At 58.8% G+C, this 22,769-nt stretch carries 17 protein-coding genes, 1 tRNA gene and 1 pseudogene; 5 read left to right on the plus strand and 14 right to left on the minus strand.

Going from position 1 to position 22,769, the window contains the following annotated elements; translation table 11 throughout:
• The first annotated feature begins 29 nt into the window (after window positions 1-29).
• Both rpoD and ACYCZJ_RS04010 read left to right on the plus strand, forming a co-directional pair.
• Window positions 30-1,925, plus strand: coding sequence for an RNA polymerase sigma factor RpoD (rpoD, locus tag ACYCZJ_RS04005; RefSeq protein WP_461552928.1), 1,896 nt, complete (start codon window positions 30-32; stop codon window positions 1,923-1,925).
• Between the two features lie 71 nt (window positions 1,926-1,996).
• Window positions 1,997-2,073 (plus strand) — tRNA-Ile (locus ACYCZJ_RS04010).
• A 128-nt stretch (window positions 2,074-2,201) separates the two neighbouring features.
• Here the strand turns inward: ACYCZJ_RS04010 and ACYCZJ_RS04015 are convergent.
• The 11 genes and pseudogenes from ACYCZJ_RS04015 to ACYCZJ_RS04065 all read right to left on the minus strand — a co-directional run bounded on the left by ACYCZJ_RS04015 (window position 2,202) and on the right by ACYCZJ_RS04065 (window position 18,434).
• A pseudogene (locus ACYCZJ_RS04015) lies at window positions 2,202-3,561 on the minus strand (IS110 family RNA-guided transposase).
• 434 nt (window positions 3,562-3,995) lie between these two features.
• Window positions 3,996-7,322, minus strand: coding sequence for an EAL domain-containing protein (locus tag ACYCZJ_RS04020; RefSeq protein WP_461552929.1), 3,327 nt, complete (start codon window positions 7,320-7,322; stop codon window positions 3,996-3,998).
• 3 nt (window positions 7,323-7,325) lie between these two features.
• The gene (gene cheB / locus ACYCZJ_RS04025) at window positions 7,326-8,387 is read right to left on the minus strand and encodes a chemotaxis-specific protein-glutamate methyltransferase CheB (protein ID WP_461552930.1); all 1,062 of its coding nucleotides are present in this window, start codon (window positions 8,385-8,387) and stop codon (window positions 7,326-7,328) included.
• A 60-nt stretch (window positions 8,388-8,447) separates the two neighbouring features.
• Window positions 8,448-9,779, minus strand: a complete 1,332-nt coding sequence (locus tag ACYCZJ_RS04030; RefSeq protein ID WP_461552931.1) for a diguanylate cyclase — start codon at window positions 9,777-9,779, stop codon at window positions 8,448-8,450.
• 104 nt (window positions 9,780-9,883) lie between these two features.
• Window positions 9,884-12,205, minus strand: a complete 2,322-nt coding sequence (locus ACYCZJ_RS04035; RefSeq protein WP_461552932.1) for a hybrid sensor histidine kinase/response regulator — start codon at window positions 12,203-12,205, stop codon at window positions 9,884-9,886.
• A gap of 34 nt (window positions 12,206-12,239) precedes the next feature.
• On the minus strand, window positions 12,240-13,703 hold the full coding sequence (locus ACYCZJ_RS04040; protein ID WP_461552933.1) for a CHASE3 domain-containing protein: 1,464 nt from the start codon (window positions 13,701-13,703) through the stop codon (window positions 12,240-12,242).
• A 32-nt stretch (window positions 13,704-13,735) separates the two neighbouring features.
• Window positions 13,736-15,346 (minus strand): methyl-accepting chemotaxis protein, encoded by a 1,611-nt coding sequence (locus tag ACYCZJ_RS04045; RefSeq protein ID WP_461552934.1) that lies wholly within the window; start codon window positions 15,344-15,346, stop codon window positions 13,736-13,738.
• 44 nt (window positions 15,347-15,390) lie between these two features.
• Window positions 15,391-16,029 carry a chemotaxis protein CheW gene (locus tag ACYCZJ_RS04050; RefSeq protein ID WP_461552935.1) on the minus strand — a complete coding sequence of 213 codons (639 nt, stop codon included), beginning with the start codon at window positions 16,027-16,029 and terminating at the stop codon, window positions 15,391-15,393.
• 11 nt (window positions 16,030-16,040) lie between these two features.
• The gene (locus ACYCZJ_RS04055; RefSeq protein ID WP_461552936.1) at window positions 16,041-17,462 is read right to left on the minus strand and encodes a CheR family methyltransferase; all 1,422 of its coding nucleotides are present in this window, start codon (window positions 17,460-17,462) and stop codon (window positions 16,041-16,043) included.
• Between the two features lie 36 nt (window positions 17,463-17,498).
• Window positions 17,499-17,996 (minus strand): chemotaxis protein CheW, encoded by a 498-nt coding sequence (locus ACYCZJ_RS04060; protein WP_461552937.1) that lies wholly within the window; start codon window positions 17,994-17,996, stop codon window positions 17,499-17,501.
• Between the two features lie 69 nt (window positions 17,997-18,065).
• Window positions 18,066-18,434: a replication endonuclease gene (locus ACYCZJ_RS04065; RefSeq protein WP_461552938.1), complete on the minus strand. Its 369-nt coding sequence runs from the start codon at window positions 18,432-18,434 to the stop codon at window positions 18,066-18,068.
• 6 nt (window positions 18,435-18,440) lie between these two features.
• On the opposite strand from ACYCZJ_RS04065, the gene ACYCZJ_RS04070 reads away from it, so the two are divergent.
• Window positions 18,441-19,343, plus strand: coding sequence for a recombination-associated protein RdgC (locus tag ACYCZJ_RS04070; protein ID WP_461552939.1), 903 nt, complete (start codon window positions 18,441-18,443; stop codon window positions 19,341-19,343).
• Between the two features lie 106 nt (window positions 19,344-19,449).
• Complete coding sequence (locus tag ACYCZJ_RS04075; RefSeq protein WP_461552940.1) at window positions 19,450-20,148, plus strand: UPF0149 family protein; 699 nt, start codon at window positions 19,450-19,452, stop codon at window positions 20,146-20,148.
• A 318-nt stretch (window positions 20,149-20,466) separates the two neighbouring features.
• On the opposite strand, the gene ACYCZJ_RS04080 is transcribed toward ACYCZJ_RS04075, so the two are convergent.
• Complete coding sequence (locus ACYCZJ_RS04080) at window positions 20,467-20,643, minus strand: DUF2249 domain-containing protein (RefSeq protein ID WP_461552941.1); 177 nt, start codon at window positions 20,641-20,643, stop codon at window positions 20,467-20,469.
• On the opposite strand from ACYCZJ_RS04080, the gene ACYCZJ_RS04085 reads away from it, so the two are divergent.
• The gene (locus ACYCZJ_RS04085; RefSeq protein WP_461552942.1) at window positions 20,642-20,797 is read left to right on the plus strand and encodes a hypothetical protein; all 156 of its coding nucleotides are present in this window, start codon (window positions 20,642-20,644) and stop codon (window positions 20,795-20,797) included. The two genes, ACYCZJ_RS04080 and ACYCZJ_RS04085, sit on opposite strands and share 2 nt — an antisense overlap.
• On the opposite strand, the gene ACYCZJ_RS04090 is transcribed toward ACYCZJ_RS04085, so the two are convergent.
• Window positions 20,788-21,204 (minus strand): group III truncated hemoglobin, encoded by a 417-nt coding sequence (locus ACYCZJ_RS04090; protein ID WP_461552943.1) that lies wholly within the window; start codon window positions 21,202-21,204, stop codon window positions 20,788-20,790. The genes ACYCZJ_RS04085 and ACYCZJ_RS04090 overlap by 10 nt on opposite strands.
• 8 nt (window positions 21,205-21,212) lie before the next feature.
• A complete protein-coding gene (locus tag ACYCZJ_RS04095) occupies window positions 21,213-22,574 on the minus strand; it encodes a heterodisulfide reductase-related iron-sulfur binding cluster (protein WP_461552944.1) in 1,362 nt (453 codons plus the stop codon).
• Window positions 22,575-22,769 lie beyond the last annotated feature (195 nt).

Consider the following 22,769-nt stretch of genomic DNA (forward strand, 5'->3'; position numbering starts at 1 on the left):
ATGCACCAAATTTAACTGGACATAGATATATGGCAAACGATCACGAAAAAGGCGAGGTGAAAACGGTAGATGCTGATGACCGGCGCACACGCCTGAAGAATCTGATTGTGCTCGGTAAAGAGCGGGGTTACCTGACCTACGCCGAGATCAACGACCATCTTCCAGATGACATGCTGGATGCCGAACAGATCGAAGGCATCATCAGCATGATCAATGACATGGGCATCCAGGTCTACGATGAAGCCCCCGACGCCGAGACCTTGCTAATGTCTGACGCTACCCCGGCTGTCACCGACGAGGACGTCGTCGCAGAGGCCGAGGCAGCACTGTCCACTGTGGACTCCGAATTTGGCCGCACCACTGACCCGGTACGCATGTATATGCGCGAAATGGGTTCCGTGGAACTGCTGACGCGTGAAGGCGAAATCGAAATTGCCAAGCGCATTGAAGACGGCCTGAAACACATGATTCAGGCGATTTCTGCCTGCCCCACCACCATACAGGAAATTCTGGCACTGGTGGACAAGGTCGAGCGTGAGGAAATCCGTATTGACGACTTTGTCGATGGCGTCGTCGCTGAAGAAATCGAAGAAATTGCTGACGAGCCCGAGACCGACGATAACGAAACCGAAGAAAATGATGATGAAGTAGACGATGACGCCGAAGAAGATGACGGCAGTGCATTGGCGGCGGCCAATCTCGCCCAGCTGAAGATCGACGCGATGACGCATTTTGAAGTCATTCGCAAGATATTCAAGCGCATCCATGCTTCATTGAAGAAAAACGGTTTCGGCAACCCGCAATATCTGCTCCTGCAGGAAGAGCTTTCTGCGGAATTAATGAATATCCGCTTTTCAGCCAAGCAGGTTGAGGCATTATGCGATGGTGTACGCCAGCTGGTGGAAGAAATCCGCAGCCATGAGCGTGACATCATGGAATTCGCCGTGCACAAATCGGGCATGCCGCGCGCCCATTTCATCAAGGTATTTCCCGGCAACGAAAGCAACCTGGACTGGGTAACCAAGGAAATCAACTCGAAAAAAGCTTACGCTGAGGAGTTGACCCGCCATCAACATACCATCGTCGAACGTCAGCAGCGCCTGATTGCCCTGCAGGAAAAAGTCGGCATTCCGATCAAGGACCTCAAGGAAATCAATCGCCAGATGACGACCGGCGAAGCGCGTGCACGCCGCGCCAAACGGGAGATGATCGAGGCCAACCTGCGCCTGGTGATTTCCATTGCAAAAAAATACACCAATCGCGGCCTGCAATTCCTCGATCTGATTCAGGAAGGCAATATCGGCCTGATGAAGGCCGTAGACAAATTCGAATACCGGCGCGGTTACAAATTCTCGACCTATGCCACATGGTGGATACGTCAGGCTATCACCCGTTCCATCGCGGATCAGGCACGCACCATTCGGATTCCGGTGCACATGATCGAGACCATCAACAAGATGAATCGCATTTCGCGCCAGATCCTTCAGGAAACCGGCAAGGAACCGGACCCCGAATTGCTGGCCGAAAAAATGGAAATGACCGAGGAGAAGATCCGCAAGATACTCAAGATCTCCAAAGAGCCTATTTCCATGGAAACGCCTATCGGCGACGATGAGGATTCTCATCTGGGCGACTTCATTGAAGATACCACTACACTAGCCCCAATTGATGCTGCCGTTTACGACAGCCTTCAGGATGTGACCAAGGATATTCTGGACGGCCTCACGCAGCGCGAAGCCAAAGTACTGCGCATGCGTTTCGGCATTGAGATGAATACCGACCACACCCTGGAAGAAGTCGGCAAACAGTTTGACGTAACCCGTGAGCGTATCCGCCAAATCGAGGCTAAAGCGCTGCGCAAATTACGTCACCCATCACGCTCTGATCGCCTTAAGAGCTTCATCGATAGCAACGGCAATTCTTAATTGCCCATGCCGCGCGACGCTCGATGGCGTAGCGCGGCAAAGCTACCGATGGTATAGTTCGCCTCGTTTTCGGGTCTGTAGCTCAGTTGGTTAGAGCAGGGGACTCATAATCCCTTGGTCCACGGTTCAAGTCCGTGCAGACCCACCATTCACCCTTCCGCAGCAGTCCAGGAAAGTCCGCAAACCCCGCATCTAGCAATGGATAGCGCAGGCTTTCTTGTCCAGAACAGTCCTCTCAAGAAACACATCCCAAGTAACTGGTTATAAATGATGTTTTCAGGCTGGCTGTTCGGTGGCGACGAGTTTCATGCCCATTTTTTCGGCGCGCTGGGCCAGTTGCCGCAGCACCCGTTGGCGGTAGCGTTCCTCGTAGTAGTCCTGACCTTGGTCGGTGTATTCCTCGCCCTTGGTGAGCATGGTGTAGATCAGCCGCGCCAACTTGTGCGCGGCAGCGGTCACCGCCTTGGGTTTGTCCATGCGTGAACACATTCGACGGAAGTACGCACCCAGCGCCGACTGACTGCTGCGCAGCGCCGCTGCGGCCAGCCTCAAGGCTTGTGCCGCGCGGTTGGCCACGCGCTTAGTCTTGCCTCATCACTTTGCCACCGGTGATCTTGGTGCCCGGGCACAGACCCAGCCAACTGGTGAAGTGCCCGACCGTGGCGAAGCGTGACATGTCCGCGCCAGTCTCGGAGATCACCGCGAGCGCGGTGGTCACGTCGATGCCGTCGATGCGCGTGAGATCCACGCCGCACATCCTGAACAGCTGCGTGCGCAGATCAAACTTCGGCGCGTTACGGGCACGGCCACGCTTTTTTCCCTTCGCCGGTTCGCCGTCATGAGCTTGCAGGCTTTGCAACTGTTGCTCGATCTCCCGGTCGCACTCGGCCAATTGCGTGCCAATGAAGTCGAACATGGCCAACGCCTGCTTCAGCGCAAACAGATGCTCGGCGCGCCAGTTGCCTTGCAGGCTCTTGGCGATCTCGTCCCGGCTGGCGCGGATGCGCACGTTCTTCATCGCGGCCAGTACCTGACCGTCGCGCTCGCCATTGACGATGGCACGCAAGATCTTCTGGCCGGTCTCGCCCACCACGTCAGAGATGACGTTGGTGAGCTGGAGGTTCATCTGGGTGAGCGCCTTTTGCATGTGTTGCACATGCCGCCCCTGGCTGCGCAGGAGCATCCCGCGCTGGCGCCACAGCGAGCGCAATGCGCACACCGCGTCGGCCGGGCGAAACGCGCCATTGAGCAAGCCGTAGGTCATGAGCTGTTGCAGCCACTGGCAGTCCAGCACATCGGACTTGCGGCCCGAGACGTTCTTCACATGCCGCGCATTAACCAGCAGTACGGTGAAGCCGCGCGATTCCAGCAGCTCGAACAGGGGAATCCAGTACACGCCGGTGGATTCCATCGCGACCGTGTCGACGCCGCAGGCCATGAGCCAGTCGGCCAGGGCATGGAGGTCGACCGTGAAGCTGGGAAACTCGCGCACCGGTTCGTCATCCCGGTCCGGCGGCACGGCGACAAAGTGGCTGGCGCTGCCGATGTCGATGCCGGCGGCGTTGGGGTGGGTGATCGTCAGGACGGCTCGGGATTTGCCCGGTTTGAGGCTGATTTTTGCATTGCGTTGGGACATGGCTTGCTCCATCATTCAGGTTGGAATGGGGCGCCGCATCGGGTACGTCGTCTTGCTCACTCTCTCAAACGGGATATCGGCCCGGCGGCTCTGAACCGCCAAGCCGATTCACCAATGTCGATGACGTCTCCCATGACCACGCTAACCCGCGGGCAATATGCACCATTGCTATATCGGTCTTCCGCAGCGCCGCATTCCACTTTGCCACAACGTGGCCGCCACGTGTTTCTTCGGCGCGATTTGCGGCATGGGGCCGATTACTACGCTAACCAATCCTTTGACATCCGATTTTTTTGACGGTAACAGGCCTATCGTCAAAATGAGTACCGTCAAATGCTTACAGATATCACCATCCGTAACACCAAGCCCGGCGCTAACCAATACGCTATCAAGCACCGATACAGACGGAGGTCGGTTGGACACTTTCTGTTTTATTATCCCAACAGGGATTTCCGCTCGCGCAGGAATTGCTCAATCTGTTCCGCAGACACCGCCGGACTGAACAGGAATCCCTGTATCTCGTCGCATTTGAGCAAGCGCAGCAGCCTTGCCTGCTCCCCGGTTTCGACACCTTCCGCGACCACCCGCATCTTCAGAGAATGGGCAAGTGAGATGATCGTGGACACAATGCTCAGGTCGTCGGAGTTGCTGGTCATGTTCATGATGAACGCCCGGTCGATCTTCAAGGTGCTGACCGGCAGCTTGGCAATATAGCTGAGTGACGAATAACCAGTACCAAAATCGTCGATAGCCACCTCTATGCCCATTTCCCGGATCGCTTGAAGCTTCTCGATGTTGGTCTCGATGTCCTGCATGATCAGGCTTTCGGTGATCTCGAGTTCCAGCCTGCTGGCGACACCCTCGTTACCCTTCACCACGCCTTCTATCATGCTGACGAAATTTTTCTGTTGTAACTGGATCGGTGAGACATTCACGGCGACCCTCGGAGAAAGCAGTCCTTTCGCCAGCCACACCAGGGAATCCGCTACTGCTTTTTCCAGCGCCCACTGACCGGCTTCCAGAATCATCCCGGTTTCTTCAAGCAAGGGAATGAACTGCAGCGGCGGCACCAGGCCGGTGTCGGGATTGTTCCAGCGCAGCAACGCTTCCAGCCCGCAAATCTGCCCGCTGTCGAGATCGATCTTGGGCTGGTAATGCAACACCAGCTGTTCCTGCTCCAGCGCCCGGCGCAACTTGTTTTCCAGCGACAGCTTCTCGGCAACGCGGGCATTGAACTCAGGCGCATAGAACAGGTACTTGTCACCGGAGAGCTTGGCTTTTTTCAGCGCTGACTCGGCATTATGGAAAAGGGTCTCGATGTCCTCGCCGTCAGCGGAATAGGACGACACCCCGGCTCTGGCCGAAATACGCAACTCGTGTCCGCCGATCACAAACGGCTGATTCTGGATCACGGACAATATGCTCTCCAGGGCGTGAATGATGTTTGCGCTTGCAGCGTCGTAGCGGGTGGCGATGCCGAAGTAATCGGCTGAAAAATGGGCCAGGATGTCCGTTTCGCCGAGTATTCCCTGCAGCCGCTGCGTGACCTGGCGCAACACATCGTCGCCTGCCTGCCGGCCCAGTGTTTCATTGATGCCGCTGAACCGGTTGAGGTCGAGCATGATGACGGAAAACATCTCGCCATCGCGGTGCGCCGCATTGATTTTCTGGGTGACTCGATCCAGGAACAGGGCTCGGTTCGGCAAACCGGTGACGGCATCGTAATAGGCCAGATAATTGAGCCGCTGTTCTTTCTCGAGGTGATCCAGCGCGAATGAAATATCCCCGGCCATCTCGACCAGCAGCCGCATCTCCTCCGCGTCGAAAACGTTCGCTTCCGGGGCATACAGCACGAATACGCCAACCGCCTGATCTCTCAGTATCAAGGGGAAAACCACCACGGAACGATAGCCGCGCTGCAACGCTTCGTCACGCCAACACATGATGCACTCGTCCGTGGCGATGTCGTTGCAGATGACCGGCTTCGCCTGCGTGATCGCCTCCGCCGTCAGCGGGCAATTTCCCGGCGCATCTTCTACAACGCTCAAATTGATCCGCGCCAGATAGCCATCGTCGCGACCCGCCCTGGCGACCGGCGTGACCTGCTGCGTGTCCGCGTCAAACGTGCCGATCCACGCGAAAGCGAATTTACCGTGCTCCACCGCGATGCGGCAGGCTGCGTCGAAGAGTTCCTGCGGTTCCCTAACGCGCACGATCGTCGTGTTGATGCCGCTGAGCACGCTGTAGATGCGGTTGAGGCGATTGATCTTTGATTCCTGCTCCTTGCGCTGAGTGATGTCATGCCCGACTGTGGACAAGTATTCCAGTGATCCATCCGGCTTTTTGTGCGCGATAACCACTTGCAGAACGGGCACTTCACTCCCGTCGCGCCGCAGAAATGCCGTTTCCCCGCTCCAGGTACCGTGACGGAGAGCATGCGGAATGCCTTCTTCCAGCACCAGCTTGCCAGCCCAGCCGGGATGGCGGTCCTTGATCTGTTGCGTAGAAACGTCGTCACCTTTCTCGTACCCCAGCATTCTCAGGCCCGCCTGATTGATATAGAGCAGGCGGCCGTCCGGGCTCGCCGTACCCACCATGTCGGGTGTAGCCTCGATAATCGCCACCAGCCTTGCCTGTTCTTCCTGAATACGTTTGCGCTCTGCTACTTCTGCGGTCAGCGCAGCGGTTCTCTCTTCCACCAGCCTCTCGAGATGTTCATGCAGTCTGGCGCGCTCCAGCGCGATGCCCACCTGGTGCCCGACCCCGTAGAGCGTTTCCAGTTCGTCTTCCCTGAACAGGCCCTGATCCGCGCCGACCAGGTTCATGACGCCCAGGATATAGTCGCCGTTCCACAACGGCACGCTGGCGTGATAGCGCAAGCCCTGGGTGTCGCCCGCGGCCTTGCCGAGCCGCTCGCATTCCAGGATGCTGGTGACGTGATCCAGCTCGCCCGCGAGCAGGCGGCGCCGGCATTCGCACAAGCCCTCCATCGCGCCTGGGGCCTGCAATGCCGGCGGCAGATTGCGCGCGGCGGCGAGCCGGAATCCGGTCTCGCCTTCTCGCAGGGAAATCCAGCCAGCCCGCACTCCCGGTATTTCCACCACGTGTTCGAGCGCCCTCTCGCACACCTCGCGCTCGCTCACCGCATGATTCAGCCCCTCGGCGACATGGTAGAGGCCGGTCAACGCGCGGTTCGAGTCTGCCAGCTCGTTCTGCTTCACCTTGAGTTCCTCGTTGAGGTGGATCGCCTCCTCGTAGACCGAAATCAGCAGATCCACGATCTGCTGCCGCTCGGCGGTGATGAAATGCCGTTGTCCGCCGAGATGGATTTCCATCCCCATCAGCATCTTCTGGCTCTTGCGCATTTCCTGATTCATCAGCAGGTAATCGACGCGGGCGAGCAGATATTTCTCATCGTACGGCTTGCGGATGAAGTTGTCGGCGCCGCACTCCAGCCCCTTCATGATGTCCAGCACATCGGACAGCGTGGTGACCAGGATGACCGGAATGTCCTTCAACGCCTCGTCGGACTTGATCGCCTTGCACAATTCATAGCCATTCATCTCGGGCATCACGATGTCGCTGATAATCAGAGCAGGTTTTTGTGCCTGTGCCGCCAGCAAAGCCTGCTTGCCATCAGCCGTAATGGTCACCCGGTAACCGTGCTGCTCAAGCAGGAAACTGAGCTGTTCGGCCTGGGTGCGGCTGTCCTCGGCAATGAGAATTTCAATGCCGTTGTTCTTGTTCTTTCTGGATTTCATGGGTCACGCTCCATTTTTGCCTCGGTGGTTCGCCAGATTCGTCAGCACTGCGGCAATCTTGTCCGGAGGAAGGACAAATGTCGCCGCATCGAGCTTGATTGCCTCGCCCGGCATGCCGTGCACGACCGAACTGTCCTTGTCCTGGGCGAAGGTGACTGCGCCCTTTTGTTTCAATAGCCGCAATTCATCGGCGCCGTCGCGGCCCATGCCGGTGAGCAGGCCGGCGACGGCGTCGCCCCCGTAATTATCGGCGATCGAGCGGAAAAGATAAGACACCGACGGGCGCAGCCCGTTTTCGGGCGCGTCCCGGGTCAGGACGATCTTGCCGCTGCGTTCCACTTTCATCTGGTACTCGTCGGGCGCAATGTAGACGTGGCCGGGAAGAAGAAGCTCGCCGTGGATGGCGACATGCACCGGCAGGCTGGCCGACTGTGCCAGCCACTCGGCGAATCCCTGGATAAAGCCAGCCGCCATATGCTGGACGATCAATACCGGCGCCGGAAACGTCTTTGGCAATCCCGCCAGTATGGTATGGAGCGCCGGCGGGCCGCCGGTTGAAGCGCCGATGGCGATGATCCGCACTTGTGCCGGCGCGCGCGCGAGCCCCATCTCCGCCGGGCGTAGAGCCGGCGCATCGCGCCGCGCATGGGACCAGCGCCGCACCACCTTCACTTCCGACATCAGTTTCACCGTCTGCACCAGTTCCCTCGCGGTGGTTTCATGATGCGGATGGCCGATGCCGTTTGGCCGCATGAGTACGGCCAAAGCACCCGCTTCCATGGCGCGAAACATCATTGCGGTTTCGCGCGGATCGGTGCTCCCGCTCACGATCACGATGGGGGTCGGATCGGTTTCCATGATACGACGTGTCGCTTCCAGGCCATCCATTTTCGGCATGTGGATGTCCATCGTGACCACGTCGGGCCGATAGCGGCGCACGGCGTCGAGCGCCTCCTCGCCGTCGCACGCCGTGCCCACCACGCGGATACCTGGGTCCGAGCCGAGAACGTGAATGAGAAATTCACGCACCGCGGGCGAATCTTCCACCACCAGGACGTTGATCAAAGGAGTTGCCTCATTGTGCTTTTTCCCGAAACGATGAATTGTGCAAGCTTCTGCATATGCTCATCCCTGGCGCATTGGTTCATAACGGCTAATCCGGTTTCTGCCGCTCCGTTTGGCTGCGTACAGGGCCGCATCGGCGGCCGCGACCAGCGTGTCCGCCCCGTCTCCATGCAGCGGCCAGGACGCGACTCCGATACTGACGGTAATGCGTACAGGCGCGCCCGTGTTGATGTCAAACGGCTGCGTTTCCACGCTGGCGCGCAGGCGCTCGGCGATATCGGCGGCGGCGTCGGAATCAGTCTCCGGCAGGATGACAGCGATTTCTTCGCCGCCGTAGCGGCATACGCGGTCGATGACGCGCGCCTGATGGTTCAACAGTTCGCTCAGTCCCTTGAGAATGGTGTCTCCCGCCTGATGTCCGTGCGTGTCGTTGACGTGCTTGAAGTGGTCAATGTCGAGCAGCAGCAGCGCGACAGGCCGCTTGAAACGCTGCGCGCGTCCGATTTCATCGGCGAGCAGCGCGTAGAAGGTGTGGTGGTTGTAGAGCCCGGTGAGGCCGTCGCGGGTCGCGAGTTCGTAGAGGGCTTTCTGGTTTTGTTCCAGCTTCTCCGCCATGGCATTGAACGTCGTGGCGAGTTCGCCCAGTTCGTCGCGCTGCGCCAGGCTTACGCGGTGGGAAAGCTCGCCTGCGGACAGGCGCGCGGCGCCCTGGCGCAGGGCGTCCACACCGGTGAGGATGGAGCGCGCCAGTGCGACGCTGACCAGCAGGCCGGTTGCCAGCGCTGCCGTGAAAGCGCCGAATGTGATCCAGATACTGCGTGTCCTGGTGACACGCGCTGTTGCCCGATCCGCATCGATGAACCGGCGGGAAATATCGTGGATTTGGTCCAACAGGCCTACGGACAGATAGACATGCGCATCGAAACGCTTCATGTCGCGCGCGGCTTGCGGGTCGCCGATGGGATCGCGCAAACGCAGCAGCGCCTCACCGATCTGCCTGGCCTGCTGCCATTCCCTACGGGCGGATACGATCAGCTCGCGCTCCTGCGCCAGGGAGAATCGCTCCGGCGCGGCCTCCTTGAAGGCAAGCTCCACCCGGTGGCTCAGTTGAATGAACCGCATTAACTCTCCTGGATCGCCATTGACGAGGTAATCGTTGACCGGCATGGCTGCCGTGAGCAAATCCGCTTGAAGATGCATCACGGGATTCATCTCCTCGGTGACTTCTCTGACGATGTCTTCCAGCGGATCGACCAGACGCGGCAAAAGATAAAACAGACCCACGGCAGCCGCCAACAGAAACGGCAGCAGCACCGCAACTAGCCCCAGGGTGAAACGCATGCGTAAAGAGAGTTGCAGTGCATGGAAGCGGGCCATGGCAATCGCTTTCATCAAGTTCGCATACTCACGAATAGTCGGTTCGTCACGATTTTTCCTACAAAAATACTTAGATTATGGTTGCCGTTGCATCGAACGCCGGCGCTGACGCCCGCCGCTCAAACGAGCCTGCCGATGACTTCCAGCAGGTTGCTCTGGTCGAAGCTGCTTTTCACGATATAAGCGTTGGCGCCGGCATCGATGCCGCGTTCGCGGTGTTCGCGCGAGCCCAGCGCCGTCACCAGCACCACCGGCAGCTCCGCGAGTTGCTTATCCGCACGCACCTTGGCCGTCAGGTCGAAGCCGTCCATGCGCGGCATTTCCACGTCCGAGACGATCAGGTCGAACGTGCCGGTCTTGAGTGCGGTATAGGCGTCTACACCATCCACCGCCGTGGTGACGCGATAGCCTGCCGATTCGAGTATGTTCTTGAGCAATGCCCGCGATGTGATCGAGTCTTCCACCACCAGGATGGATTGGCTTTCCGTTTCCGCATGTTTTTCGGCAGCGGGCGCAAACGGCGCCATAGGCCGCTTCACGGCCGACTTCAGCAGGTCGGGAACATTGAGAACCGGCACGACTTCCCCCGTTCCCAGGACGCTCGCGCCGGCGACGTTGCGCACGCGCGTGAGTTGCGGCCCAAGCGGCTTGACCAGCACTTCCTGTTCCCCGACGATATCCTCCACACAGAATGCGATACGTTGCGAACCCAGTGCAAGCACGACGGCCTGCAGGCTGTCCGCCGGTTCGCCCGCCGTGCCCTTGCGCGGCAGTTCCAGCACATCGCTGAGCCAGACCAGCGCAAGCACCTGGCCATCAAGGGCAATCGTTTCCCGGTTTTCCACGGTCTGGATGTCCTGGCTGGCCGCGCGCACCACACGCTCGATACTGATGGCGGGAAGGATGAACAGGTGACCGCCGGCGCGGACGGTGACACCCTGGAAGTTGGCCAGCGTCAGCGGCAGGACGATGCGGAACGCCGTTCCCGCGCCGGGGTGGGATTCGATAGCGACCGTGCCGCCCAGCCGCTCGACCTTTTCGCGCACGATCGCAAGACCGAGCCCGCGCCCGGAGACGTCCGTGATGAGGGGGCTGGTGGAAATGCCGGACTGGAAAACCAGTGCCAGCGCTTCCGCTTCGCCGAGGCTTTCTGCAGCCTCGGGCGCAACCATGCCAAGCCTGCCGGCCGCGGCCTTCACACTGGCGGCGTCGATGCCCGCCCCGTCATCGGCAATGCGTATCTCGACCTTGCCGCTGTCCTGTTGCGAGATCGCCACGCTGAACGTTCCGTGCGGCGGCTTCTGCCTCTCCCGGCGCAGCGCCGGTTTTTCGATGCCGTGATCGATGCCGTTGCGCAACAGGTGGATGAGCGGATCCTTCATCTCCTCCAGAATGCGCCGATCGATTTCAATCTCGCCGCCCTGGAACAGCAGCTCTATCTCCTTGCCCTGCTCGCGCGCCAGCTCGCGGGCGAAGCGCGGGAGAATCTCGAGCAGCGACGCGAACGGCAGCAACTGCATCTCCTTCACGTCGTGCAGCAGGCTGCCGGTCATACCGGTCAGCGTGCGCAGATCGTGTCCGGCGGATTTCTTCAATTTCGCCAGACGGTCTTCGAGCGTTTTGATGTAGCCTTGTTCGACATCCAGATAGTCGAGCAGCTTGCGGATTTGCTGCGGGCCCCTGGCGGCTTCGTTGTTCTTGCCACCCGGTTCGCATAAACTTTCGACCAGCCTGAGTGTGGGCTGAATCCGCACCCGTTCCTTTTTCCAGCCTGCGAGCAAGGCAGCGGTCTCGCGCAGCTCCCTGGCGCGCTGACTTGACGCCAGCCGGGGGGATAGCAGTTCTTCAACCTGCCGCATCACGCCGTCGAGCTTCGCCGTGGAAACCCGGATGGTTTTGGAGGTCAAACTGTGTGGTGGAATGGGTGCAGGTACACTGCCCGTCTCGACAGCTTCATCCGGTGCGGTGGGCGTGGATACCGGCGGAATCGCATGCGGCGGCGCTGCGTCCGGCTGTGCGAGCATCGGCAATGGCCCTGTCAACGCATCGTCTAGTTGCCGAATCAGCCTGCCGATTACCGGATTGCGGGTTTCCGGCGCACCGGTTTGCGGAATCAGCAAGCCGCCGAGGGCATCAATCGTCTGGTGCAGGAAATCCAGCAACGGCGGCGAGACGGCGAGCTGATTGCTCTTCAGCGCTGCGAACACGCTCTCCAGCGGCTGGCAGACCGTTTCGATCTGCGTCAGATTCACGGCACGGGCGGCGCCCTTCAGGCTGTGCGCTTCACGGAACACTCGCTCGACAATTTCCGCGCGCCGGGCGCCAACCGGCATTTTCTCCAGCTCGAACAGCCCGGCGGACATCACCTTGAGGTGCTCGTCCGCCTCGATCCGGAACGTCGCGAGCAGCCTTTTCAGAAATTCATCGTTTTGTTTGGCCATGGTTCTGTTCCGTTTCCAGTATTCGGCTGTCCGCTCAGGCGGCCTTGCGGCCGATTAATATGGCCAGTTTCTGCCCCAGTTCATGCAGGTTTTGCGCCGCGACTTCCGCCTGCCGGGTGCCGGACACGTTCTGCACGCTGGCCTGCTTGATGTTCTCCATTGCCAGCGCCACCTGATCCATACCCGCCATCTGCTGCTGGCTCGATGCGGCAATCTGCGTGGCCGCCTGGGCCGCTTCATGGATGCTCTCGGCCAGCAGGCGGATGGATTCACCGGTCTCCGTGGTCTGCTTGACTCCGGCCTCGACCGCCTTGTTGCCCTGCTCGGTGGCCAGCACGGCGGCACCGGTGGCCTTCTGGATGTCGCCCAGAATCGCGCGCACCTGGCCGGTGGCCTGCTTGGATTGTTCCGCCAGGCTCTTGACCTCCTGCGCCACCACGCCGAAGCCCTTGCCGTGTTCGCCGGCCCTGGCCGCTTCGATGGCGGCGTTCACCGCCAGCACGTTCGATTGCTCGGCAAGGTCGTTGACGGTGGCGATGATCTCGCCGATGGCCTGGCTTTGTTCGGACAGGCGCACGATGCTTTCGGCGATGGATTCCATCTGTTCCTGGATATGCTGCATGCCGGCAGTCGCATCTTCCACCGCCTTGCTTCCGGTCTGCGAGATCTGCGCGGTCTTCTGCGCGCTGTCGGAAACATAGCGCGCCTTCTGGCTCGCCACCTGGGCGGTCTGCTTGACTTCCTCTACTGTCGCCGTGGTCTCGCTCACCGCACTGGCGGTCTCGGCCGCGCCGGAGGCAACCTGGGTGGTGGTGGCTAAAATCTCGGCTGCGGAGGACGACAGCAGGTTAATGCTTTCACGCAACTGGCGGGTAATGGTGCGAGTGAGCAGGAAACCAAACAGAGCCAATACTGCAAAGGCAAGAGGAATACCGTAAACGATGGTGGCAATCGTGGTTTCGGAATTGGCTTTCACCTCATTATCCCGCTGTTCCAATAATGCCTTCCCTTCGTTCCCCATCGCGGTGATGAGCTTTCGAATATCGTCCATCGCCTGCTTTCCCTTGTCCGTCCGGATCACCTGTAATGCAGCCTCGAACCCCTTGCTCTTCCGCAAATCGATGGTTTCCTTGAGTTCGGAAAATTTCGCCGCAATGAGCGGTTCGATCGCATCGAGCCGATGCTGCTGGCTGGGGTTGTCCGCCGTCAGGTGCCGGAGATTCTGGAGCGCCTTATTCACAGCCGCCGTGCCGGTCTGGTACGGTTCCAGATAAGGGTCTTCTCCGACTATGATGTAGCCACGCTGCCCGGTCTCGGCATCCTGCAAGGCGGAGAGCACCTTGTTGAGATTATCAAGTACCTGGTAGGTATGAACTTTCAACTGTGCGGCTTCGATGAAGCCGGTCGTGTTCCGGTATGAAACCATGCCGAGAACAGCCAGAATAAACAGTGCCAGCGCGTATCCGGCTCCAATTTTTGTGCCAATGGACCATTTCATATAGCCATCCTCTCTATTTGGATTGAAGACCGTCAAACTTTGTACTGTTCCGCCAACTGCTTCAGCCGCTGCCCCAATTCATGCAGCCCCTGCGCCGCGACTTCCGCCTGCCGGGTGCCGGACACGTTCTGCACGCTGGCCTGCTTGATGTTCTCCATTGCCAGCGCCACCTGATCCATACCCGCCATCTGCTGCTGGCTCGATGCGGCAATCTGCGTGGCCGCCTGGGCCGCTTCATGGATGCTCTCGGCCAGCAGGCGGATGGATTCACCGGTCTCCGTGGTCTGCTTGACTCCGGCCTCGACCGCCTTGTTGCCCTGCTCGGTGGCCAGCACGGCGGCACCGGTGGCCTTCTGGATGTCGCCCAGAATCGCGCGCACCTGGCCGGTGGCCTGCTTGGATTGTTCCGCCAGGCTCTTGACCTCCTGCGCCACCACGCCGAAGCCCTTGCCGTGTTCGCCGGCCCTGGCCGCTTCGATGGCGGCGTTCACCGCCAGCACGTTCGATTGCTCGGCAAGGTCGTTGACGGTGGCGATGATCTCGCCGATGGCCTGGCTTTGTTCGGACAGGCGCACGATGCTTTCGGCGATGGATTCCATCTGTTCCTGGATATGCTGCATGCCGGCAGTCGCATCTTCCACCGCCTTGCTTCCGGTCTGCGAGATCTGCGCGGTCTTCTGTGCGCTGTCGGAGACGTAGCGCGCTTTCTGGCTCGCCACCTGGGCGGTCTGCTTGACTTCCTCTACTGTCGCCGTGGTCTCGCTCACCGCACTGGCGGTCTCGGCCGCGCCGGAGGCAACCTGGGTGGTGGTGGCTAAAATCTCGCTTGAGGTCGAGGTCAGTACCTCAACCCCTTCGTTAATCTCGCGTGTGAGCCGCCGCAGATTTTCGACCATCCCGTGGAACGCGCGTCCAAGGATCCCGATCTCATCGGCGCGATCGTTTTCCGGGACGTTGACGGTAAGATCGCCTGACGTTACCCGCTCGGCGACATCCGAGATCACCCGCAGCGGACGGACAATGACGCGAGTGACCAGGAAACCAAACAGGGCCAATACCGCAAAGGCAAGGGGGATACCGTAAATAATGGTGGAAATCGTGGCTTTGGAACTCGCCTTTACCCCGACATCCCGCTGTTCCAATAACGCCTTCTCTTCGCTCCCCATCGCGGCGATGAGTTTTCGAATATCATCCATCGCCTGCTTTCCCTTGTCCGTACGGATCACCTGTAACGCAGCCTCGAACCCCTTGGTCTTCCGCAAACCGATGGTTTCCTTGAGTTCGGAAAGTTTTGCCGCAATAAGGGGCCCGAGCGCATCGAGCCGATGCTGCTGGCTGGGGTTGTCCGCCGTCAACCGGCGGAGATTCCGGATGGTTTGGCTCTCCTCTGCCGTTGCCGCCTGATACGGCTCCAGATAACGGTCTTCTCCGGTTATGATATAGCCGCGCTGTCCGGTCTCGGCATCCTGCAAGGTAGAGAGCACCTGGTTGAGATTGTCGAGCACCTGGTAGGAGTGCGCTTTCATCTGCTCGGCTTCGATGAAGCCGGTCGTGTTCCGGTATGAGACCAGCCCAAGGACGACCAGCATGGCCAGTGCCAGCGCGTATCCAGCCCCAATCTTTGTGCCAATATTCCATTTCATTTTGCTGCCTCCGCTTGTGATTCTGTCCAGTCCGGGCCGTTCTCTTACCCGTCCACTTGCTCCTGCACGATGATGTTTGCGTCGGACAGGAGTTTTTCCGCATCGAGAATGACTGTCCGATCAGGCGTCACGCCCCGCAAATACGCTGCCCGGACATCCGTGAGCGTGGGCAGGGATGACTGAATGCCGGCGATGGGGATGCGGCGCACGCCGGTAATCGCATCCGCCAGGATGCCGAAGAGCATGTTTCCGGAGCGCAGCACGATGACCTTGTTGAGATCGGTCAGCCCTTGCTCCGGCAGCTCGAAAAATTTCCTGATGTCGATGACCGAGAGAATCTCGCCGCGCAGGTTGATGATGCCGAGCACGAAGGCCGGCGTGCTCGGCAGCGGCGTGAGGCTTTCCAAGGGGTAAACCTCCCGGACATAACGCGATTCGACCGCGTAGTGCTCGTAGGCCAGCAGGAATTCCACGACCTCGATGCGCGCATTGGCGGCCTCTTCCGGCGCGGGCTCCCGGGCCAGCGCCTGCGCTCTTGCCTTCAGGATGCGTTGCGTCTCTGCGGGTGGCGGCGTCGATCCAAGCTCGATCGCGGCGCGCGTGGCCGCCATGCGCCGCTCTATATCGCGCCAGTCGACAGACGCTTTTTTCTGTTCTCGCGACCCTGGCTTGGGTGTGCTCATGCCTATTCCTCTCATATGCCGGCCGGCGCAGCGCGCGGCAGGCTGGACAGCACGGATGTGATGATCTCGACCAGCCGGCCGGCGCTCAGCCCGTCCGACTCGGGCAGGGGTTCGTCGCGCGGGTGCCGATGCAGGAGCGCGAGGGTATTTCTGAAATGCCGCTCTGCCTCGCGGCGGCGGCCCTGCGCCAGACGCAGGTTACCCAACCCGAAATGCGCGAGTACGAAATCGGGATCGAGATAGAGCGCGCGCATCAACGACTGCACGGCGAGGTCATAGTGGCCCTGCTCCTGCAGGATGGTGGCGAGGAGATACGGGTGCGCGGGATTCAGCTTGTCGGCGGCGACTGCTTTTTCGCACCATTCGGCCGCTTCGGCGAGTTTGCCCTGGTTGGCACAGGCCCGCGCCGCGCGGGACGGCGCTGCGTTATCATTCACCTCGACCAGAGGTGCTTCGTCTGGTTGCTCTGCCGGGCGATCCAAATTCAATAGCGCTTTATGCAACGGGATAGAGAGGATTGCATCCCCAACCATGCATTCCGGCAGCAAGGTCTCGGGCAATAGGCCGGGTAGCGCAGCGGGGTAAATGCTTGCGACAGCCGGCGATTCCGAGTTGGCGAGTTTGCGGTAGAGAACCGCTCCGGGAAAGCCGACGGCGGTGAACCCGGAAAACAGGCTGGTCGAGGTTTCCACGGGGCTGACGATAAGCCACCCGCCATCGACGAGCGAGCGGCGGAAATTCTCGATGACCTGCTTCGCCCGTGCCGCAGTGAAATACATCAGCACATTGCGGCAGAAGATCACGTCCATCGCGTTGGTGTTGTTGGTAAGCGAAGGGTAAACGTCGTCGGCGAGGTTGAGGTAGGAAAATGTCACCTGCTTTCGGATGCGCGGCTGAATTTCGAAGCACGCATTTTTTTCATGTTTGAAATGACGCGCCCGGATCCAGGCCGGCGTGTCGCGGAACGACCATTCACCGTATATCCCCGCTGCCGCCTTGCCCAGAAACGCCGGGTTGATGTCGGTGGCCAGGATGGTGACATTCCATTTTTCATGGCCGGGGATCAACCGGTCGAGCAGCATGGCGATGGAATAGGCTTCCTCGCCCGTGCAGCAACCGGCGCTCCAGATGCGCAAGCGCCGTCCGGTATGCTCGCGCGCATGCAGCAACGCCGGAAGGATGTGCTGTTCGAGCGCCTCGAAGCTCCGCTTCTCGCGGAAGAAATAGGTTTCGCCCACGGTCAAATGGCTGGCGAGGGTCTCGATCTGGCTGCGCGTCAGGGGTGCGGACAACAGCCAGTGCGCGCATGCTTGCGCATCCGCCAGGCCGAACTGGCGGGCAGCCGCAACGATTCCCCGCTCCAGGTCGCCCCAGCGCTTTTTCGGGAAATGCAGTCCGGTCTGCGCGGCGAGGAAATCGCTCAGGCTGGACAAAAGTGAATCGGGAAGAGGAGGCCGTATGTTCTGCATCTAAAGATGGACCATGGCCTGATCCAGAGATTCTTCTTCTTCCAGTGAGAGAAATTGTTCCAGATTGTAGATCAGGATCAGGCCATCCTTGAGCTTCGCTACACCTTGAACATACTCAAGCCCGGGCAGGATACCCTCCGCCGCGGCCAGTTCCCGCGCGGTGCATTCGACGACACCGGTCACTGTATCCACCACCAGCGCTACCGGCCGCCGCACCGTGTGGGTGATGACAAGCTGGTCGGTGAGGACAATGTCCCGTTGCGGCAGGCCAAAACGCTTGCGCACGTTGATGACCGGGATCACGCTACCCTGCACATTGACCATGCCAAGCACGATATCCGGCGCCTTCGGCAACGGGGTAATCTCCACCACGCGCACCACCCTGTCCACCACCGGCAGATACAGGGCGCAGCGCTGATCGCCCAAAGCAAAAACCAGGAGTTGATCCGGTTTCTCCATAATCGCCGGCCCGGCGTTCATGGATAATGAAGCGGCCATCTCGTTGCAAAAAAATAAAGTGATGCGGGCAAAACAGTCATGGCATGTCCCCCTATCTCTTTGATGATATTAGCCTGAATTTTGCAAAACAAAAGGAGAATAACGCGGTAAACATTTGATGCAATGTATATTATATAAAACAGAATTGTAAAAAATCTTGATGTATCTCTCGCTCATGCCCGGCTCGTCACCTTCTTCATCGGGACTATCTTGTAAAGCGTAATGGCGAATGATTTCCCGAAACCTGTCTCGCTGTTCCGGAGCTACGAACAACAACATGTGCCAATGTGGGGTGGCGTCATGGTGAGGCTCCGCAACATCTAATAGCAACTTACTCTGCTCAGTGTCCAGGTTTGACACATAACCCATGACGTTACGCAGCAAGTGCATCCATTTGTCGTCCGGGCGGGCTGTATAATCGCCACTTTTTTCGAGCATCCCGCCATGTGGTTTAAAAACATTTTCGTTTATCGCCTTGCCACTGATTGGGCCATGAGCGCCACGACTCTGGAAGAGAAACTCTCCCTTCATCCGCTGGCATGTGCTGGCCTGGACAAGCAAAGCCGGGGATGGGTTCCCTGCCATGGAGATGATCGCCTGGTCCACGCATCAAATCGGCAGATGTTGATTACGCTTGGCGTAGAGCAGAAATTGCTGCCTGCCTCCATCGTCAACCAGTTTGCCAAGGATCGCGTCGCCGATCTGGAAGCGCAGCAGGGCCACCGCATTGGGCGCAAGGAGAAGAAAGAGATCAAGGAACGCGTCACCGAAGAGCTTCTCCCGCGCGCGTTTGCGCATCGGCGCATGACCTATGTGTGGATCGATCCGGTCAATGGTTGGCTGGTCGTGGATGCCGCCTCCCCGGCCAAGGCGGATGAAGTGCTGGAATTGCTGGGCAAAACGCTGGATGACCTGCCGCTCAAACTGTTGCACACCCAGCGCTCTCCCGTCGCGGCAATGACGGACTGGCTCGCCGGCGGTGAATCACCGGCTGGCTTCACCATCGACAGGGAACTGGAACTCCGCTCCAGCGATGCAGGCAAGGCAACAATCCGCTATGTCCGGCATGATCTGGAGGGCGATGAAATCCGAGCGCACATTGCCGCCGGCAAGACGGCCACCCGGCTGGGAATGACCTGGAATGACCGGATTTCCTTCGTGCTGACCGAACAACTCCAGATCAAGCGGCTCGACTTTCTGGACATCATCAAGGAACAGGCCGGGACACAGGCAGAGTCAGCAGACGAGATGTTCGATCTCGACTTTGCCCTGATGACCGGGGAACTGGCCAGGATGCTGGCCGATCTGGTCGATGCGCTCGGTGGTGAAAATCTCCAGCAGGCATGACTTGATTTGCAAGTAAAATCACTCAACCTCTCTATTTCCTCCCCTTAACCTATAGAATTGTGCGGATCAGCACTTCATTACATTTCGTCAGAAAAGCCTTCTCGCCATGCAACCATCCGCCCCAATGACCCACCAGGAAATTCAGCAGCTGGAAACCTGGCTTGCATCACCACTGTTCAGGGGCAAGGCCATGCCGCTGGACCGTCTACAAGGCTTTCTGGCTGCCGCGGTGAGTTCACCTGACATCATCCTGCCAAGTGTCTGGATGCCGGAAGTGCTGGGTTGCGCGCCAGCGTATGATTCGATGGAGCAGGCGCAGGCGTTCATGGATCTGCTGATGCGGTTTTATAACGAAGTAGCCAGTACACTCCCGGATAAGCAACCGCTCAGGCTGATCCTGAAGCCGAAGGTATCCGGGGAACCGGATATGGACTATCAATCCTGGTGCGAGGGCTATATTTCCGGGTGGTCGCTGTCGAAAGAAGAATGGCTGCGTCCTGGCAACGAACCGCTCAAAAAGCTGACCTTTCCCATTCTGTTTCTGTCCGGCGCATTCCGCGAAGCCGCCGAATTCAGCGAGCTGAAATATATCCCTGACGCTGACGACCTGAAAGTACAACAGGATTGTGTCGCGATGCTGCCGCAAGCCGTGACTGGCATATACAATTTCTGGCGGACGAAGCGTAGTCTGACCCCTTCCCCTGCCCGACGCGAAACACCCAAGGTGGGGCGCAATGAATCATGCCCATGCGGCAGCGGTAAGAAATTCAAGCAGTGCTGCGGTGCCAACCGGATCGTTCACTGATATTTTCGCGTGAATACTCCGTACAAACATGAGCTCTGCCCGGAGATAAGCGTTAAAATTACTCGAGAACGTCCTGTCACGACGAAATTTGGCGTTAGAGATGTCTACATTATCCGCGACAGGCTGAATACCAAGCGCACCAGCACGGCAGGCAGCTCCGTCAGCGCGGTCACAGCCAACAGTGCAATCAATACCCACTGTATTGAAAATCTCATTTAACTTCTCCTTACGCTTGCATGCCAGCCTTGGTGGCGAGCATACGCAAATCCGCACACGGCCCATCCTGCCAAAGGATGGCAGCCTATCGAGCACCGCCCTCTAATGGCGTGCAAAACGGATGACGATGTTCCCGGGTTGGCGTTCGACATATTCCACTTCGATCGTCCCCCCATAGCGCTGGTGCATTTGATCGATCAACGGCAACGGATCATGATCGTTGACGAATGCATGACCTCCCCTGACTGCAAGACATCCAGAGCGCCGATATGGCCGCATGGCGGAAACGCCTGGCGACGCCGCGGGCATCGAAAAGACAGGATTACCCATCGAAAATCTTCAGGTTCTGCAGCATGATCAATCTCCTTATTTCCTGATCGAGTGGTTTGATCAGGGAAGAATTATGCAAAAAAGTGCGTCCTTTCAGTCGTAATAATCGGCCATGAGGCGCAGCGAAGCGCCAATATTGCTTGCCCGTGCGAACCAGAGTGCGCCCACCTCCTCAGGCAAATGATCATTCAGCGTCTCCTGAAACAACTTCAACCAGTCCGCAATGAGTTCAGGCGTTACGCCGACTGGAATGTGCTTCTCTGCGACTCGATATCTGTCCTGGCGATAAGCCGGCCCGCCCAGGCTAAGCCACCAGAAATGGGTAAGCCGCGCCTTATGTTCGGTCCAGTCACTGACTCTGGTGAAAGGCCCGACCAGCGTCGGGTGGCGCTGCACACGGTCATAAAAATCATCTACCACTGCGGCGATCTTGATACGACCGATCAGCGCATAGGTATCTCGCAGTCTCGGGGGCGCCTTGCGATCGGTACTTGGCGCATTATCGGTCACTCTTTCGCTCAGCTTTTCATCTGCGGCGCCGAACCCAGCGCAAGTTCCGGGTTGTAGAGATACTCGATGTTGCCCGCCTCGACTTCCTTGAGGTAGGCCTCGAATGTCTTCTTGGCTTCGGTCCAGGAGATGCCCATTTTCTCCACCAGTTCTTCGCAGGGAGAAGCATGCCATTGCAACTGTACAATCTTTAATGGGTCCGCACCGCAAGCCAGCGCCGCGAACTGAACATCAGCCATGACCGGCACCGAAAAGTTCTGGTCGTGGGCTTTACCAATCCACTGATTCTTGTCCATGGTGGTGATGCAGCCCGTATCGTTGCCCAGCAGCACGTCCGCATTGGCCTCCTCCCTCACCACGCGGATCTTGCGATCCATGGTGAAGGAGCGGACGAATTCCCGCTCGGAGATGATGTGACGGAAGCCGAAGCCGCAGCAGTCGTACCAGGTGGAATAGTCGATCAGCTGGGCGCCCAGCGCCAGCGCGATGGAACTGCCCACGGCAGTGCGGTTGCCGCCCAGCACGCTGGGGTCGTAAATCGCGTCTTCCTGTACCATCTTGTAGTAATGGCAAGCCGGGTGGAAGGTCACGCGGATGTTGGATACGTCGATGGTTTGCAGCTCGGAGGCGATGCGATTGCGCATCACGTGCAGCCACTCGGAGTAGTGGACAACCTCCTCCGGAATCACCAGCTTGCCGTCCACCAGACGCCCCAGCTTGCCGAGGATCTTGGTGACGCGCCCGCGCAGTTCAGCGGATTCAACCAGGTATTTGCGGATTTCCTTATAGTTGCCAAACGAAGTTCCGCAATGCACCAGCGGGAAGAAGTGACCCGCCTCAAAGCCATGCTGTTTGCCGGAAATGTAGGCCTGGTGGAAGTTGCGCAGGAACACCGCGGCCAGCGATTCGACGTTGCCGATGCCGGAGCCGTGGTAATTCCAGGCGGTGCAGGAAGTCTGGTCGGTTTCGTCGAGGTAGTCTTTGCCGGGCTCAAAACTGAACTTGTTCATGAGCCACATCAGGGAGGTGGGGTAGCCGGGAATATTGCCGCACTGCCCGCACGATTTGTGGTGCCACAGTTGATTGGTGGGGATGCGTTTGGTCCAGCCGAACAAGGTCTGTACCTCGACCGGTTTGTGCGCATCGGTAATGCGATGCACGATGATCTGTCCATCCTTCTCCAGTTCCCACATGTGATCGCGAATGTCGTCCATGCGCTCTCCGAGATCTACGGTGCGCTTGTCGACGTGCTTGCGCACCCATTCGGTGGCCTGCACGGCTTCGGTGCCGGTGAGGTTGGTTTGCTGGAAGAATGAGCCGTGTCCTGCTATCCCTTGGTTTACGTCAGTGATCTCTTTACCTGTTTCCATCGATTAATCTCCTTGAGATAAAGGCCACGCCGCTCATGCACGGTCTGCGATTTGACCTGTTCCATCCCCTATCGGGATGCATTCCTGATATCGCCCACCGAATCCGACCGCACTATCGATCCCGGAGCGTACTCATGTCGAAAACATAACATGTAATATAGATACATCTATAACATCAGTCAAGATAGCAATACC

The organism is Sulfuriferula sp., from assembly GCF_054605375.1.

What these genes read in the sequence shown, in the direction of transcription:
- rpoD (WP_461552928.1), top strand. Translation starts at nt 30, where the DNA reads ATGGCAAACGATCACGAAAAAGGCGAGGTGAAAACGGTAGATGCTGAT.
- ACYCZJ_RS04020 (WP_461552929.1), bottom strand. Translation starts at nt 7,322, where the DNA reads ATGAAATCCAGAAAGAACAAGAACAACGGCATTGAAATTCTCATTGCC.
- ACYCZJ_RS04030 (WP_461552931.1), bottom strand. Translation starts at nt 9,779, where the DNA reads ATGAAAGCGATTGCCATGGCCCGCTTCCATGCACTGCAACTCTCTTTA.
- ACYCZJ_RS04035 (WP_461552932.1), bottom strand. Translation starts at nt 12,205, where the DNA reads ATGGCCAAACAAAACGATGAATTTCTGAAAAGGCTGCTCGCGACGTTC.
- ACYCZJ_RS04040 (WP_461552933.1), bottom strand. Translation starts at nt 13,703, where the DNA reads ATGAAATGGTCCATTGGCACAAAAATTGGAGCCGGATACGCGCTGGCA.
- ACYCZJ_RS04045 (WP_461552934.1), bottom strand. Translation starts at nt 15,346, where the DNA reads ATGAAATGGAATATTGGCACAAAGATTGGGGCTGGATACGCGCTGGCA.
- ACYCZJ_RS04050 (WP_461552935.1), bottom strand. Translation starts at nt 16,029, where the DNA reads ATGAGCACACCCAAGCCAGGGTCGCGAGAACAGAAAAAAGCGTCTGTC.
- ACYCZJ_RS04060 (WP_461552937.1), bottom strand. Translation starts at nt 17,996, where the DNA reads ATGGCCGCTTCATTATCCATGAACGCCGGGCCGGCGATTATGGAGAAA.
- ACYCZJ_RS04065 (WP_461552938.1), bottom strand. Translation starts at nt 18,434, where the DNA reads ATGCTCGAAAAAAGTGGCGATTATACAGCCCGCCCGGACGACAAATGG.
- ACYCZJ_RS04070 (WP_461552939.1), top strand. Translation starts at nt 18,441, where the DNA reads ATGTGGTTTAAAAACATTTTCGTTTATCGCCTTGCCACTGATTGGGCC.
- ACYCZJ_RS04075 (WP_461552940.1), top strand. Translation starts at nt 19,450, where the DNA reads ATGCAACCATCCGCCCCAATGACCCACCAGGAAATTCAGCAGCTGGAA.
- ACYCZJ_RS04085 (WP_461552942.1), top strand. Translation starts at nt 20,642, where the DNA reads ATGGCGGAAACGCCTGGCGACGCCGCGGGCATCGAAAAGACAGGATTA.
- ACYCZJ_RS04080 (WP_461552941.1), bottom strand. Translation starts at nt 20,643, where the DNA reads ATGCGGCCATATCGGCGCTCTGGATGTCTTGCAGTCAGGGGAGGTCAT.
- ACYCZJ_RS04095 (WP_461552944.1), bottom strand. Translation starts at nt 22,574, where the DNA reads ATGGAAACAGGTAAAGAGATCACTGACGTAAACCAAGGGATAGCAGGA.